Raw genomic sequence first — 13,342 nt, 5'->3', positions numbered from 1 at the left:
CGCTCCTACGATCATCGAAAGGCTTGGGTAGATGAGCGGTTGCTGGCGTTAGCCGATTGTTTCGCGGTAGGGCTCTACGCCTATGCCGTCATGAGCAACCACGTGCACGCCGTGCTGTATGTAGACCCGCAGGCGTCCAAGCTTGCATGAGCGGCAGTGGCAATCACAACTGTTGGGCATCGAGAGCCGTTATTGGCGTGCGGTGGGTACGGTCGAATCTTTGATGGCTAAGGCGAGAGCCTTGGGGCAGTGCTGGCTGAAAGGGGCGGGAGGCGCAAGACGGCCTGTGTATGGGGGAGGCTGATGGGGTGTTGGGATCTGCGACACCCATGAATTGCTCCTTCGCCGACGAGCGTTAGCGCCAATGACTGATATTGGCGGAGGATCTGGGATATCGGAGGATCTGGGACATCCTGCGCTCGCTTTCAGGTGTCCGTGAAATCAGGACCCGTCAAAGATGTCCCGTTAAGCCATCAACCTGGACAGCTTCGCCAAACAGGACGCTTCCACGCGTCTCGATCACTTGCTCGATCAGTTGCAGTATCTGGCCCGAGTTCAAGGCGCCTTGAGCGGGGTTGAAGGGCGATACGCTGCTCAGTAGCGCCCGGCACAGGTTTGCGGCATGAAAGGGTTGCCCTCGCTCGGTGGCGTGCGATCGCAGCCACTCCGGGTGGTCGCCATAGTAGGCGGCGCGAATCAACAGGGGGCTTAGACAGGCAACTTGGGTGTGGACTCGCAGCGGAATAACCCGCCCCAGCTTGGTCAGTAGGTCGGTGCCCAGTGCCGTGCGCGAAAGGGCGGCGGCGTCGAAGTGATCGTGCAGTTGGATGGTAGCGAAACGTAGGAAATCGAGCAGCGGGTGGCCGCGCTCGAACATCATCAGCGCATTGTTGATCCCGCGCCAGTGCGTCAACTCTCCCTCGGCGTTGAGGCTGGTCCAAACCTCATGGCAAAACAGGGCGCCGCAGCCGTCATGGATGGCGAACGCTGCCTGGTCGAATACCAGCACGTCGGCATCCAGCCAGATGGCGCGCTCGTAGTTTCGATTGAGTCGATCGTGCAGCAATCCCAGTCGCGCCATGTCTGTCTGGGGAAGCAGCGAAGGTCCATTCTTGTTGCGCATCCGCGCCGGCATGAAGTCGAACAAAGCGTCGCCCACAAATTCATAGTCATACCCGCGATGGCGAGCCCAATCCTTGACGGTCTGCATGCAGCGCCGCACCCAGGGTTCCACCTGGGTATCCCGATAGGACTGGATGACGATGGTTCGCACTGCGATGACTCCCTGTGATGACGCCCGGCGGCCCAATGCACGGAAGGCTCGCATTCCGAGCCGCGCGCACGGCATCATGGTGCAAAGCCGTCGAATGAGGAAGTCATGCTGGCGCAGGAATGGGGGCCGCTGGGAGCGGCGGTGACAGGTGATGAACGCCTTGCGCCGGTCATGCTCTCCAGCGAGGAATTCGCGGATAGATTGGATGCGGCTGTGCGGCATGTCTCCTGGCGCACGGACGATGTCAATGAGCTTGGCAACCGGCTGTTTCGCATAGGCGCGTTTGGCCATGCCGCGGCATGCTATGGCGTCGCTGCCCAGGCGCCTCAAGCCTTCGGTGCACGGGCCAACCTGGGGCGTTGCAACATTCGGCTTGGGCGGTCGGCAGAGGCCGAGTCGCTGGCGCGAGACTGGATGGCGGAACACCCGCATCAGGCAATCGCCTGGCAACTGCTTGGCGAGGCCCTGGCAGCCCAGCAGCGTTTGCCGGAAGCCGTGGAGGCCGCAAAGCGTGCTGCTGAACTGGCGCCCGACAATGCGCTGTTTGCTCGGTACTGGGCTGGGCTGGTCGAGCAAACGCAGGATATGGAAGCGGCAGCGCAGGCTTTTGAGCGGGTCTGGCGGTTGGACAGCAGTGACCATTGCAGCTTGCGCACTCTGGTGTTTTACCGGCGCAGCTTGTGTGACTGGAAAGACCTGGAGGCGTTGAGTGCGCAGCTGGTGCAGTCCGTGGAGATGGGGCAGGGCAATGTGTCTCCGTTCCAATTTTTAGCCGAGCCAGCCAGCGCCGCGCAGCAAGCCGTGTGCGCGCGTCAGCTGGCTGGTGCAATCAAGCAGGCGGCCGATCGCCAGCCGATCAAGCGAGTGGCTGCAACGATCTCCTCGCCGAGACGCCTGCGCGTAGGTTTTCTGTCGGATGGATTTGGCTTGCATCCCACGACCATCCTCACCGTGGCGCTGTTTGAGCAACTGCACGACTCGTGCCTGGAAATCCACCTGTTTTCGACGTGTGATGACGGCAAGCAGGCTTCGCGCCGTCGGCTCGCTGCGGCGGCACACGGCTTCCACGACGTGGCGGATGTATCGCAACGCGATATAGCGACACGCATCCATGCGGCGGGCATGAACATACTGCTGGACCTGGACGGCTATTGCCGGGGGCGTAAACCCGAAGTGTTCGCCTATCGCCCAGCGCCGCTGCAGGTGGGGTGGCTGGCGTATCCAGGCACCACGGGCGCCGACTTCATGGACTATGTGATCGTCGACCGTTTTGTATTGCCTGAGCCCTTGCAAACGCATTTCAGCGAGAAGGTGGCGTATTTGCCGCGTTGCTACCAGTGTACGGACCCCACTCGCGTCATTGGCACGCCTGCCCCACGTGAAGCCTGTGGTCTACCCGGGACTGGCATCGTGTACGCCTGCTTTAACGCCAGCTACAAACTCAATCCGCGCAGCGTCACGCGCATGTTGCAAATTCTGGCGGGCGTTCCCGGCAGTGTCCTATGGCTGCTGCAGGGTGAGGGGCGCATGGCCGATCGATTATGCGAGGTGGCACAAAGCATGGGTGTATCGCCATCGCGCCTGGTATTCATGGAAAAGCTGCCGCACCGCGCTTATCTGGCGTGCTATCGCCATGTGGATTTGTTCCTGGATACGGAAGACTACAACGCGCATACCACCGCCTCCGACGCGCTATGGGCAGGGTGCCCGGTACTGACACGCCCAGGGGAAACCTTTGCCAGCCGGGTGGCGGGTAGCTTGAATCATCACCTCGGCATGCCGGAAATGAATGTGGTGGATGACCCGGCGTTTGTGATGAAGGCGATACGTTATGGCAGTGATGCGAATTACCGGGCGGCGATCAAGGCAAAGTTGTTGCAGCAGCGGACGGCGTCCGGGCTGTTTGACATCAAGGGGTTTGCGCGGGATTTCGAGGGGTTGCTGTGGCGGATGGCTGAGCATCAGCGTGCGGGGAAGCTGCCAGGGACGTTCAGGAGTTGATGGTTGCTCTCATCAGAGAGCGCATCGGCATCAAACTTTACGCAAATCCGCCATCAAATCCAAAAAACGCTGCAGAGAGGCCGGATCCGCCTCCAGTGTTTTGCCGATGGCATCCACCATCGGCACGAACTGGGAATCGTTGCGGAACTCACTGCCGAATTCCCAAAGCAGGATTTCGCGCACGACCTGGGTTCTTGCCTGAAGCATCGACTGTTCGTTGGCAAGGTCGGCTTCGAGGGCAAGGTTATGCAGGCGCTGGCGCAGCCATTGCACATCCTGTTTCGCCTTGACCGGCTTTGGTGAATCGCTCGGCTCCGGCTTGCCTGGCGGATGGGCGGGCCTGGCGTCCTGGGTGCGTTCACGCGCAAGTGCCCTCAGTGTTTCGACCAGCGATGAAGAGGGTGAGATGCGGTCCGTGGACATGCCGGTTCCCGAGTGAATACAGCGTTGGGGATAGTGTAGTGCGTGTCGCCTGATCGTCACTCAATTTTCATGTCTATGAACAAATCTCGGCTTTAGCTTGAAATAGGTGCGAAAGCCCATGTCTTTTCTCCGAGTCGCTTCAGCAAGAATTTGCGATGCAGATCGAAAGTTGATGAATTATTTGGCATTGTGAGGATGGCGTGAGGATTTTATTGACAGCCGGTGAAGGTCACTCCTAGATTAGGCCCGCGTTTTGTCTTGGGTCACAACTTGGGTGTGACATGACAAGCAAGGCGCTCAGGACCAAACGACGAGCGATCTATGTCGTAAGGATGCTGTAAGGGGAAGGACGGCGCTCGGACGGAGGTCCGCGCGTAAGGAGCAGTAGCCGTGCGGTGGGATGTCGTAGTGCCGAAGACCGTTGCGGTCTTCGCAGTGGGCTGTATCGGGATTGTGCCCAAAAAGTTTAGGGGGGCGCCGTGAGCCGCGCCGCCCTGCTTGCCGGCTTCGCGGATCGCGATCCGGGAAATCCGATCCTCTTGTGCGACCTGCTTGACGAACTGCTAGGGGCAGCTCGTTTCGAGGAAGCCCTTGCGCGCCTCGACAAGGCGCCGGCCTCGTTGCGCGAAATGCCGGGCGTTCGCTTCCGGGAAGCGCGTTGTGCATTGCTACGCGGTGATACCAAGACCGCCATTGCATTGCTGCAAGCCTTGTTGGGCCAAATGGAAATCGTCCCGGCTGGCGTAGTGCATGACTTGGCTTATGCGCAGTTCTTGGAGGGGCAGGCGGAAGAAGCGCTGCAGACGCTTGCGCGTGCTTATGAAGACGATGGCGACCAGGCTTCGCTTGCGCTACTGAAGGCGCGCATCCTGCATCGACAGAAACAAATCGAGGCGGCACTCGAAGCGTTGGCTCCGATTCAATCCGGTACCCGTTTGTCCGAAGTGCAGGGCTTGCGTGCCTTGCTTTGGCTGGACGTCGGCGACACGACGCGGGCCACTGAGCAAGCGGAATTGGCGTTGCAGGCCGACCCCGATCAGCATGAAGCCGGCATCGTGCACGGCACGCTGGCGTTATGGTCGCAGCGCGTGCAGGAATCCACGGCCGCTTTCGAGCGCGTGCTTTCGAAGCATCCCGAATCCGGGCGCGCCTGGTTGGGCCTAGGCCAGAATCTGATGCTGAGCGGCGAGGTGGCTGGGGCGCGAGCCTTGCTGGAGCGCGCATCAACCACGATGCCCGATCACATCGGTACCTGGCATGCGCTGGCATGGTGCCAATTGCTGGAAGGCGACCTCGCCGGAGCAAAGCGCAGTTTCGACAAGGCGTTCGCGCTGGATAGGACCTTCGGTGAAACGCATGGCGGTTACGCCCTGGTGCATGCACTGCGGTTCGAGCGCATGGAAGCGGAGGAATCCATCAAGCGCGCCACGCGCCTGGATCCGCAAGGCCGTACCGCGCGCTATGCGCAAAGCGTCCTGCTGATGGACGAGGGGCGCGTCGATGAGGCGCGCCACGTGATCGACGACATCCTTGCGCGTTCACCAGGAGTGGGAGCGCTGCCGGCGGATTTCATTTTCAGGTTGCGCGAACGGGTACGTCCGAAGGGGTAAGCATGGATAGCGATACCGCGATGCATCTGCTTTCGCAGACCTTGCTGACGGCGGCGAAAGTGTCCGCCCCGATTCTGCTCGCTACGCTGGTGGTAGGCGTGGTGATTTCGATCTTGCAGGTGGTGACGCAAATCCAGGAAATGACGCTCACCTTCATCCCCAAGCTGATCACCGTGGTGGCCATGGTGGTGGTGACCGGCGCCTGGATGATGGCGGTGGTGGTGGAGTTCACCAAACATTTGTTCGGCCTTATTGCAGGGATGTAGCAAGGTGGAAGCCGTCGATACATTTCTGGGCGCTTTCCTGCTCGCGATGGCGAGGTTTGCGCCGTTGCTGATGGTGCCGGCATTCACACCGTTCAACGGCGTGCCGGCACCGATCCGCATGTGCGTACTGCTGGCGTTGACGATGCTAGCGATAGGCGTGCACCAGGCGCCGGTGCTGCCGTTGGATGCCAATCTTCCACTGCCGTTCGTGCTGGCCATGGCGGGCGAGTGCGTGCTCGGCTTTTCCTTGAGTTTGGCCGTAGTGTTGCCCATGGCGGCGCTCGGCTTTTCAGCACGCGTGCTGGACATCCAATCTGGCGTAAGCGCGGCCAGCTTGTTCAATCCGGGTACTCGTACCGCAGAGGCGCTGGCTGGCACCGTGCTGCAATGGGCGGGCTTGCTGGTGTTCTTCTCGCTGGGGCTGCACCTGCTGTTGCTGCAGGGCATGCTGGCCTCGATCGAAATCATTCCGCTGGGCAGTGGCGGTTTGCTGGTGTCGCCCACGGTGCTGCTGTCCAAGCTTTCTTCGCAATTCCTGCTCGGCCTGATGGTATCTGCGCCCACCATGCTCGGCCTGTTTGCGATCGATTTGACGGTGGCCTATGCAAGCCGTTCGATGCCGCAGGCCAATGCCTATTTCGTGGCGTTGCCGATCAAGGTGCTGGCTGGCTTCATGCTGTTGGCCGGTTCGTTGCGCTATGCACCACCGCTGATCGAGCGGATGTATCGCGACGCATTCACGGTGTTTACGCCGTCGGGGATGCACTGATGGCCGACGAGCAGAGCAAGACCGAACAGCCAACCCCGTTCCGCCTGCAGGAGGCGCGCAAGCGCGGGCAGGTGCCGCGCAGCGCGGATCTAAGCGGCATCGTAGTGATGATCGTGTTCAGCGTGGCACTGGCAGCTGCTTCGTATGGCATTGCCGCCGCACTGGCACGCTCGGTTTCCCGCACGATCCTGATGGCGGGCAATGCTCCTGCGCCTTCGGCCAGCCTGGCGAACTGGCTGCAGCACACTTTCCAGCCGTCCTGGCAGGCGATCCTGCCGATTGTGATGGCGATGCTGGTGGCGGCGGTGGTCGCCAACCTGGTGCAGACCGGGCCGGTGTTCAGCACGGAGCCGCTGAAGCCGGATTTCAATCGCCTGAATCCGGCCCAGGGCTTCAAGAAGATCTTCTCGCTGCGCGTATTGTGGGAGCTGTTCAAACTCACGCTGAAGTTGGGCATCCTCGGCACCGTGGCGTGGATGCTGGCTGCCAGCATCGGTCGCAAGGTGCAGGCGGCAGCTTTTGCCGCGCCTTCCTCGATGGGCCTGCTGCTGCGCTCGACCTACGTGCAGGTCACCACCTGGATGCTGGTGCTGCTCGCCCTGGTGTCGCTGTTCGACCTGTGGTTCACGCGCCGCGAATACCTCCGCAAGCTGCGCATGAGCCGGCGCGATATCAAGGACGAAGTGAAGCGTCGTGAAGGCGACCCGGATATCCGCCAGAAACGCCGACGCCTGATGGTGGAATTGCTGAAGCATTCGCGTTCTGTGCGTCGCGTGCCGGAAGCGGATGTGCTGCTGACCAACCCAACGCATCTTGCCATCGCCCTGAAGTACCGGCCCAAGACGATGCGCTCGCCGGTGGTGCTGTCCAAGGGTAGTGATGCGGTGGCGGCGCGCATGCGCAAGCTGGCGGCGCAATCCGGCGTGCCGTGCCTGCGCTCGCCGGAGCTGGCGCGCGCGCTCTATCGCGAGTGCAAGGTCGACCGGGCGGTGCCCGCACATTTGTACCAGCCGCTGGCGCCCATCTATCGCTGGCTGATGAAGCGCCCGGGCAACAGGATTCTTTCGTGAACGCTCTCTTCGGCCAGCTCTGGAACGGCAAGCGCGACGTCATCCTGGTGATGGGGATGATCGCGATCCTGGTGATCCTGTTCACGCCGATTCCGTCGGCATTGCTGGATTTCCTGCTCGTGCTCAATTTCACCGGCGCCCTGCTGGTTTTGCTGATCACCTTTTTCACCGAAACGCCGCTGAGTTTTTCGACGTTTCCGTCGCTGCTGCTGATCACCACGCTGTTCCGCCTGGCGCTGAACATTTCCGCCACCCGCCTGATCCTGGACAAGGGCAATGCGGGGCGGGTGATCAACGCGATCGGTTCGTACGTGGTGGGCGGCAACTACGTCATCGGCCTGGTGGTGTTCCTGATCCTGGTGGTCGTGCAGTACGTGGTGGTGACAAACGGCGCGCAACGCGTGGCCGAAGTGGCGGCGCGTTTCACGCTCGACAGCATGCCCGGCAAGCAGATGAGCATCGACGCCGACATGAACATGGGGCTGATCGACGAGCACGAAGCCCGGCGGCGTCGCGCGCAGATCGAGAAGGAAGCCAGCTTCTACGGTGCGATGGACGGTGCCACCAAGTTCGTCAAAGGCGATGCCATTGCCGGCATCATGATCATCTTGATCGACATCATCGGCGGCCTGGCCGTAGGGATGGTGCAGCGTGGCCTGCCGTGGACGGACGCCGCGCATCGCTACACGTTGCTTACTGTAGGCGACGGCATCGTTACGCAGATTCCGTCGCTGGTGATTGCGGTGGCGACCGGCATCATCATCACGCGTGCCGCATCCGATGCGCAGCTGGGCACGGAAATCGCCAGGCAGGTGCTGTCCAGTTCGCGCACTTTGCTGATCGTTGCGCTGGCCCTGGCCGGTCTGCTGGTCTTGCCGGGATTGCCGGCCTGGCCGGTACTGCTCGTGCTGCTGGGCGTGGGTGCATTGACGTTTTTCGCCGCACGCTCAGGCGGCGCCATCACGGACAAACAGGACGCAGCGCCCGAGCCCGAATCGAGGCGCGAGGAAGAGGATCTGTATCGGTTGCTGTCCGTGGAGCCTGTGGAGATCCACCTGGGCAGTGGGATATCCGCCATCTACAAGGCGCGCGGCCTGGACCTCGGCGATCGCATCAGCACCTTCCGCAAGCAGTTCGCGCTGGATCTCGGTTTTATCCTGCCCAAGGTCAAGCTGATCCAGGGACCTGCGCTGGCCGAAGACGCCTACGAAATTCAGGTGCAAGGCTCGCGCGTGGGTCGCGGCGAGCTGCAATTCGATGCCTTGCTGGCCATCAATCCCGGCGGCAGGCGGCCGAAACTGGAAGGGCGCGAAACGCGCGATCCGGCGTATGGTTTGCCGGCGCAGTGGATCAACCCCGAACAGCGGCAATATGCGCGCGGTGCAGGCTACACCCTGGTCGATCCGGAGACGGTGCTCATCACGCACCTGGGCGAAGTCACCAAGCGCCATGCGCCGGAGCTGCTGACACGCGCGGAGACCGAACGGCTGGTATCGCGTGTGCGCGAGCAGCAGGCTTCGCTGGTCGACGAGCTCATTCCGGGCGTGATGTCGTATACCGACGTGCAAAAGGTGCTGCAGCAACTGCTGCGCGAGCAGGTCAGCATCCGCAATATCGAGACCATCCTCGAAGTGCTGGTCGACGCGGGTAAGACGCACAAGCAGACGGATGACCTGGTCGAGCGCGTGCGCGAGCGCCTGGGCCCGAGCATCTGCCAGCGCGTGAGCAATGCGCAGGGCGAGCTTTACGTGCTTACGCTGGCGCCGGAGCTGGAGCGGTCAATCGTGTCGGCGGTGCGCCAGCGCGAAGGGTCCGGCGCATTGCTTGCCGACCTGGGCCAACTGGAGGCGCTACTGGGCGGCCTGGCCAAGCAATCCGAGGCGATGATGGCGCGCAGCCATCTGCCGGTATTGATTTGCCCGAGCGTAGTGCGCCGCCATTTGCGCGCATTGATCCAGCGCAGCCTGCCGCACGTCACCGTGCTGGGCATCAACGAAGTGCCGGCCACCGTCATGGTGAAGGCCTTCGGCACCGTCACCGCTTCCGCTGCTGCATAAGGAGAACTTCCCTTGAGCAACATCATCCCAGGCATCGCGCGCTACCTCAGTAATGACGTTGAGAAGCTCGACGTGCTGAGCCAGAACGTAGCCAATCTGCGCACTACGGGTTATCGCGCGCAGCGGCTTGCCACGGATTTTCGTACCGGTTTGCTCGACAGCACGCCGACCTTGAGCCTGGCCGACGGCAGCCTTTCTTCCACCGGCCACCCGCTGGACCTGGCCCTGCGCGGCCCCGGCTTTTTCGTAGTGAGCGTCAACGGTCAGCAGATGCTCACCCGCAACGGTCAGTTCCATCTGGATGCCGAGCGGCAACTGGTGGACGCGGCGGGCCATCCCGTGATGGGGCTGTCGGGCCCAATCACGCTCAATCACGCCAACGTACATATCGACGCCGCCGGCGCCATCATCGACAACGGCGATGAGGTCGACAGCTTGCAAATCGTCAATGTCGACAAACCCGGAGAACTGCGGGAAATGGGCGACGGGACGTACAGCTACAGCGGCACCGGTGCCACGGCAACGCAGTTCATCGGCCGCGTGCAACAGGGTGCACTGGAACAATCCAACGTCGACCCCGGCGAAGAAATGGTGCGCCTGATGGCGCTCACCCGCCACGCGCAATCGGTGCAACGCGCCATTCAGGCCTACGACGCGGCCTTGCAGGAAGGCATCAATCACATCGGCGACAATTCTTGAGGATACGAGCATGATCGACGCCCTATACATCGCCACCTCCGGTCTGCAGACCGCGCAGAACCAGATCGACACCTTGTCGAACAATCTCTCCAACATGCAGACGCCGGGCTTCAAGGCCAAGCGCGCCTCGTTCGGCGACATCGCGGTGATCACGCCTTCGCAGGTGCAGGCCGGCCTTACGCCGAGCCAGTCCGGAGCTGGTGCCGAGGTGCTGTCCACCAGCGCGGTTTTCTCGCAAGGGCAGATGCAGCAGACCGGCAATACCTGGGATATTGCGATCCAGGGCGATGGCTTTTTTGAGGTGGCCGACGCCAACGGCAACCACCTGTATACCCGCGATGGGCAATTGCACGTGGATAGCGAAGGCTACGTGGCCACCGCGGACGGCAGCCGCCTGGCGCAACAGATCCAGATTCCGCCGGACGCCACCAACATCAAGATCAACCAGAACGGACAGATTTACGCGCAGGTCGGCAGCAGCCATGCCCAGACTTTGCTCGGCACGCTGGAGCTGAGCATGTTCTCGTCGCCGGAGGGCTTGCAATCGGTGGGCAGTAACAACTTCGTGCCGACGCAAGCCTCGGGCGATCCCAGCGTGGGCAAGCCCAACGACAGCGGCATGGGTGCCATCCTGCAGGGATCGCTGGAAGGCTCGAACGTGGACATGGTGAGTGAAATGGCCACACTGGTGATCGCGCAGCGCGCCTATCAGCTCAATGCCCGCGTGCTGCAAGCGTCGGACCAGATCCTGGATACGATCAACAATCTGCGGCAGTAATCATGCGCAAACTGCTGCCCGCCATCTTGCTGCTTGCTGTGCATGGGTCTGCCTTGGCTTCGTCGCCACTGCAGACCGTCACGGCTGCGCGCATCGTCGATGTTGCGCAGGCGCAGCTGGACGCCTGCCTCGGCGGTGACAAGGCGACTGCACAAGTTGCCGTGGTGGGCCGGCCGGAAGACGTGCAGGTGCTTGCCGGCAAGCTTGCGCTCAAGGCAAGGAAGCCTGAAGGGCGCTGGCCACGCGCTCGCGTGAGCGTGCCGGTGGATATCACCGTCAACGATGCCGTGGTGCGTTCGACCACGGTGTGGTTTGCCTTGAGCGTTCAGCATGATGTGTCGACCTATATATCGGATGCTGCCATCGGTGCGGCGGCATCGACGCTGAAATTTGCGCCGCACGCCGCGGATGTCGCCGCGTTGCAAGGCACGTTGGTGAGTGATCCGCACCAACTCGACGGCATGCGGTTGCGCCATGCCGTGCTCACCGGAAGTCCGGTCGTGTTGGAGGATTTCGAGCGCATTCCGGATGTCGACCGCCAGCAGCGCGTGGAAGTGATGGCGTCGTATGGCGTGATCAGGCTTCAAGCCAAGGGGACGGCGGTTGGCCGCGGCAACGCCGGCGACACCGTCCTGGTGCAGGTGGATGGCGCCGAGGCACCGGTGCGTGCACGCATTACCGACAGGGGAGTAGTGCAAGTTGTCGACTAGATCCTTACTTATTGGCCTGTTCATGGCGGGAGTTGGCTTTGCCGCGCATGCGCAGACGTCGTCCGGCTCCATGATCGATCCAGACGCCTACCACGGGCTGGCGGCGGATCGTCGTGCCCATCAGGTGGGGGACACGCTCACGGTGCTGGTGACCGAAACCGCGCGCGCAACGGCAAGCGCCAATACCGATGCCAGCGGCGGGGTGCAGCTGGGCGCGAATGCCCAATATCGCAATCTCGGGCGCAACTATGCCCTGGGGTTCAACGGCCAGGACGCCGGACAGGGCAACACCACCCGCGCCGGAAGCTTGCAAGCTCAGTTGGCGGTGCGCGTGGTTGCCGTCGGAAGCGACGGACTGTTGCGCATCCATGGCGAGCAAACGGTGGAAATCAACGGCGAGAAACAGCAGTTCGCGCTGACCGGCATGGTGCGCCCGGAAGACATTTCGCCGACCAACACCATTTTCTCGAACCGCATCAGCGAGGCGGATATCCACTACACCGGCAAGGGGGACATTTCCACTGCTCAACGCCACAGCATTCTTTACCGCATTACGCGCTGGTTGGGTCTGATATGAAACGTCTGCTTTTCTTGTTGTTGCTGCTGTTTTCTGCCGGCGTTTGGGGGCAGGGCAGCAGCGTGCGTCTGAAGGAAATCGCCCGGGTGCAAGGCGTGCGCGACAATGCCCTGGTAGGTTATGGCCTGGTCATCGGCCTGGCCGGCAGCGGCGATACCGGCAAGAATCGGCTGACGGTGCAGTCGGTGGCCAACACGCTCAGCCATTTCGGCGTCAACATCAGTCCGGACGACCTCAACAGCCGCAACGTCGCAGCGGTGATGGTGACCGCAACGCTACCGGCGTTCGCGGAATCCGGCCAGAAGCTCGACGTATCGGTTTCCTCGCTCGGCGACGCGCGCAGCCTCAGCGGCGGCATTTTGCTGCTCACGCCGCTCAATGGTCCGGACGGCAAGCTTTACGCGCTGGCGCAAGGCGCGCTCTCGGTCGGCGGTTATCAGGTGCGCGCGTTCGGTAGCGTCGACCAGAAGAATCATCCGACGGTGGGCCGGGTACCCGATGGCGCCACGGTGGAACGCGAGGCGCCATTGGGCCTGGCTGAAGACGGCCGTACGCTGGACGTGGTGCTGTATCAGCCGGATTTCACCACGGCGCAGCGCATAGCCGAATCCTTGCGCAGAAATGCCGGCGTGTCAGCGGTGGCCGAACATGCGGGCAAGGTGCGCGTCAACTTCGGCACGCCGCCGTCCGATCTGGTGCAGGCCATTTCCAGGATCGAGAACGTGCCGGTCACACCGGACCAGATCGCCCGCGTGGTGGTCAATGAGCGCACCGGCACCGTGGTTTCTGGCGGAGACGTACGGCTGGGTGCGGTCACCATTTCCCAGGGTGATCTGCGCATCCAGGTGCAGACCGATTACCTCGTCTCGCAGCCTGACGGTGTGCTGATCAATCCATCGCGCAACATCGGTACGGCGGTGGTGCCGCAGGCCAATATCAATGTGCAGGACCCCGAAGCGCGCCTGGTGAGCATCCCCAATGGTGCGACGGTGGCCGATCTGATCGCAGCCTTGCGGGCGATCCACCTGTCCACCCGCGACGTCATCACCATTCTGCAGTCGATCAAGGACGCCGGCGCACTGCGCGGCGAGCTGGTGATTCAATGAGGA

The 13,342-nt window shown here is 62.1% G+C and carries 13 protein-coding genes; 11 read left to right on the top strand and 2 right to left on the bottom strand.

Annotation, left to right across the window (positions count from 1 at the left end):
• Window positions 1–451: 451 nt before the first annotated feature.
• Window positions 452–1,564 carry a hypothetical protein gene (locus EKH80_RS17040; RefSeq protein ID WP_158628869.1) on the bottom strand — a complete coding sequence of 371 codons (1,113 nt, stop codon included), beginning with the start codon at window positions 1,562–1,564 and terminating at the stop codon, window positions 452–454.
• 123 nt (window positions 1,565–1,687) lie between these two features.
• Here EKH80_RS17040 and EKH80_RS17035 point away from each other — a divergent pair, with 123 nt between their 5' ends.
• Window positions 1,688–3,274, top strand: a complete 1,587-nt coding sequence (locus EKH80_RS17035) for an O-linked N-acetylglucosamine transferase, SPINDLY family protein (protein WP_158628868.1) — start codon at window positions 1,688–1,690, stop codon at window positions 3,272–3,274.
• A 30-nt stretch (window positions 3,275–3,304) separates the two neighbouring features.
• Here EKH80_RS17035 and EKH80_RS17030 read toward each other — a convergent pair whose 3' ends face one another.
• Window positions 3,305–3,697, bottom strand: coding sequence for a hypothetical protein (locus tag EKH80_RS17030; protein ID WP_126685986.1), 393 nt, complete (start codon window positions 3,695–3,697; stop codon window positions 3,305–3,307).
• A gap of 479 nt (window positions 3,698–4,176) precedes the next feature.
• Between EKH80_RS17030 and EKH80_RS17025 the strand changes: the two genes are divergently transcribed.
• The 10 genes from EKH80_RS17025 to EKH80_RS16980 are packed head-to-tail and all read left to right on the top strand — an operon-like array spanning window position 4,177 to window position 13,339.
• Window positions 4,177–5,307 carry a tetratricopeptide repeat protein gene (locus tag EKH80_RS17025; RefSeq protein ID WP_126685985.1) on the top strand — a complete coding sequence of 377 codons (1,131 nt, stop codon included), beginning with the start codon at window positions 4,177–4,179 and terminating at the stop codon, window positions 5,305–5,307.
• 2 nt (window positions 5,308–5,309) lie between these two features.
• Window positions 5,310–5,573: a flagellar biosynthetic protein FliQ gene (locus EKH80_RS17020; RefSeq protein WP_126685984.1), complete on the top strand. Its 264-nt coding sequence runs from the start codon at window positions 5,310–5,312 to the stop codon at window positions 5,571–5,573.
• Between the two features lie 4 nt (window positions 5,574–5,577).
• Entirely contained in the window at window positions 5,578–6,342 is a 765-nt protein-coding gene (locus EKH80_RS17015) for a flagellar biosynthetic protein FliR (RefSeq protein ID WP_126685983.1), read from the top strand.
• Window positions 6,342–7,412 (top strand): EscU/YscU/HrcU family type III secretion system export apparatus switch protein, encoded by a 1,071-nt coding sequence (locus tag EKH80_RS17010; RefSeq protein WP_126685982.1) that lies wholly within the window; start codon window positions 6,342–6,344, stop codon window positions 7,410–7,412. Before EKH80_RS17015 ends, EKH80_RS17010 begins: the two co-directional genes overlap by 1 nt.
• On the top strand, window positions 7,409–9,469 hold the full coding sequence (gene flhA, locus EKH80_RS17005) for a flagellar biosynthesis protein FlhA (protein ID WP_126685981.1): 2,061 nt from the start codon (window positions 7,409–7,411) through the stop codon (window positions 9,467–9,469). The genes EKH80_RS17010 and flhA overlap by 4 nt, the downstream gene beginning before the upstream one ends.
• A 12-nt stretch (window positions 9,470–9,481) precedes the next feature.
• Window positions 9,482–10,168 (top strand): flagellar hook-basal body protein, encoded by a 687-nt coding sequence (locus EKH80_RS17000; RefSeq protein ID WP_126685980.1) that lies wholly within the window; start codon window positions 9,482–9,484, stop codon window positions 10,166–10,168.
• 10 nt (window positions 10,169–10,178) lie between these two features.
• On the top strand, window positions 10,179–10,946 hold the full coding sequence (gene flgG / locus EKH80_RS16995) for a flagellar basal-body rod protein FlgG (protein WP_126685979.1): 768 nt from the start codon (window positions 10,179–10,181) through the stop codon (window positions 10,944–10,946).
• Between the two features lie 2 nt (window positions 10,947–10,948).
• On the top strand, window positions 10,949–11,656 hold the full coding sequence (gene flgA / locus EKH80_RS16990) for a flagellar basal body P-ring formation chaperone FlgA (protein WP_126685978.1): 708 nt from the start codon (window positions 10,949–10,951) through the stop codon (window positions 11,654–11,656).
• Complete coding sequence (locus EKH80_RS16985) at window positions 11,646–12,233, top strand: flagellar basal body L-ring protein FlgH (RefSeq protein WP_126685977.1); 588 nt, start codon at window positions 11,646–11,648, stop codon at window positions 12,231–12,233. The genes flgA and EKH80_RS16985 overlap by 11 nt, the downstream gene beginning before the upstream one ends.
• Window positions 12,230–13,339, top strand: a complete 1,110-nt coding sequence (locus EKH80_RS16980; RefSeq protein ID WP_126685976.1) for a flagellar basal body P-ring protein FlgI — start codon at window positions 12,230–12,232, stop codon at window positions 13,337–13,339. Before EKH80_RS16985 ends, EKH80_RS16980 begins: the two co-directional genes overlap by 4 nt.
• Window positions 13,340–13,342: the final 3 nt, after the last annotated feature.

The sequence above is a fragment of the Dyella choica genome, assembly GCF_003977665.1.
Lineage (GTDB): Bacteria > Pseudomonadota > Gammaproteobacteria > Xanthomonadales > Rhodanobacteraceae > Dyella_B > Dyella_B choica.
The sequence above is the reverse complement of the archived record's forward strand: the minus strand, read 5'-3'. Positions and strand labels throughout refer to the sequence as shown.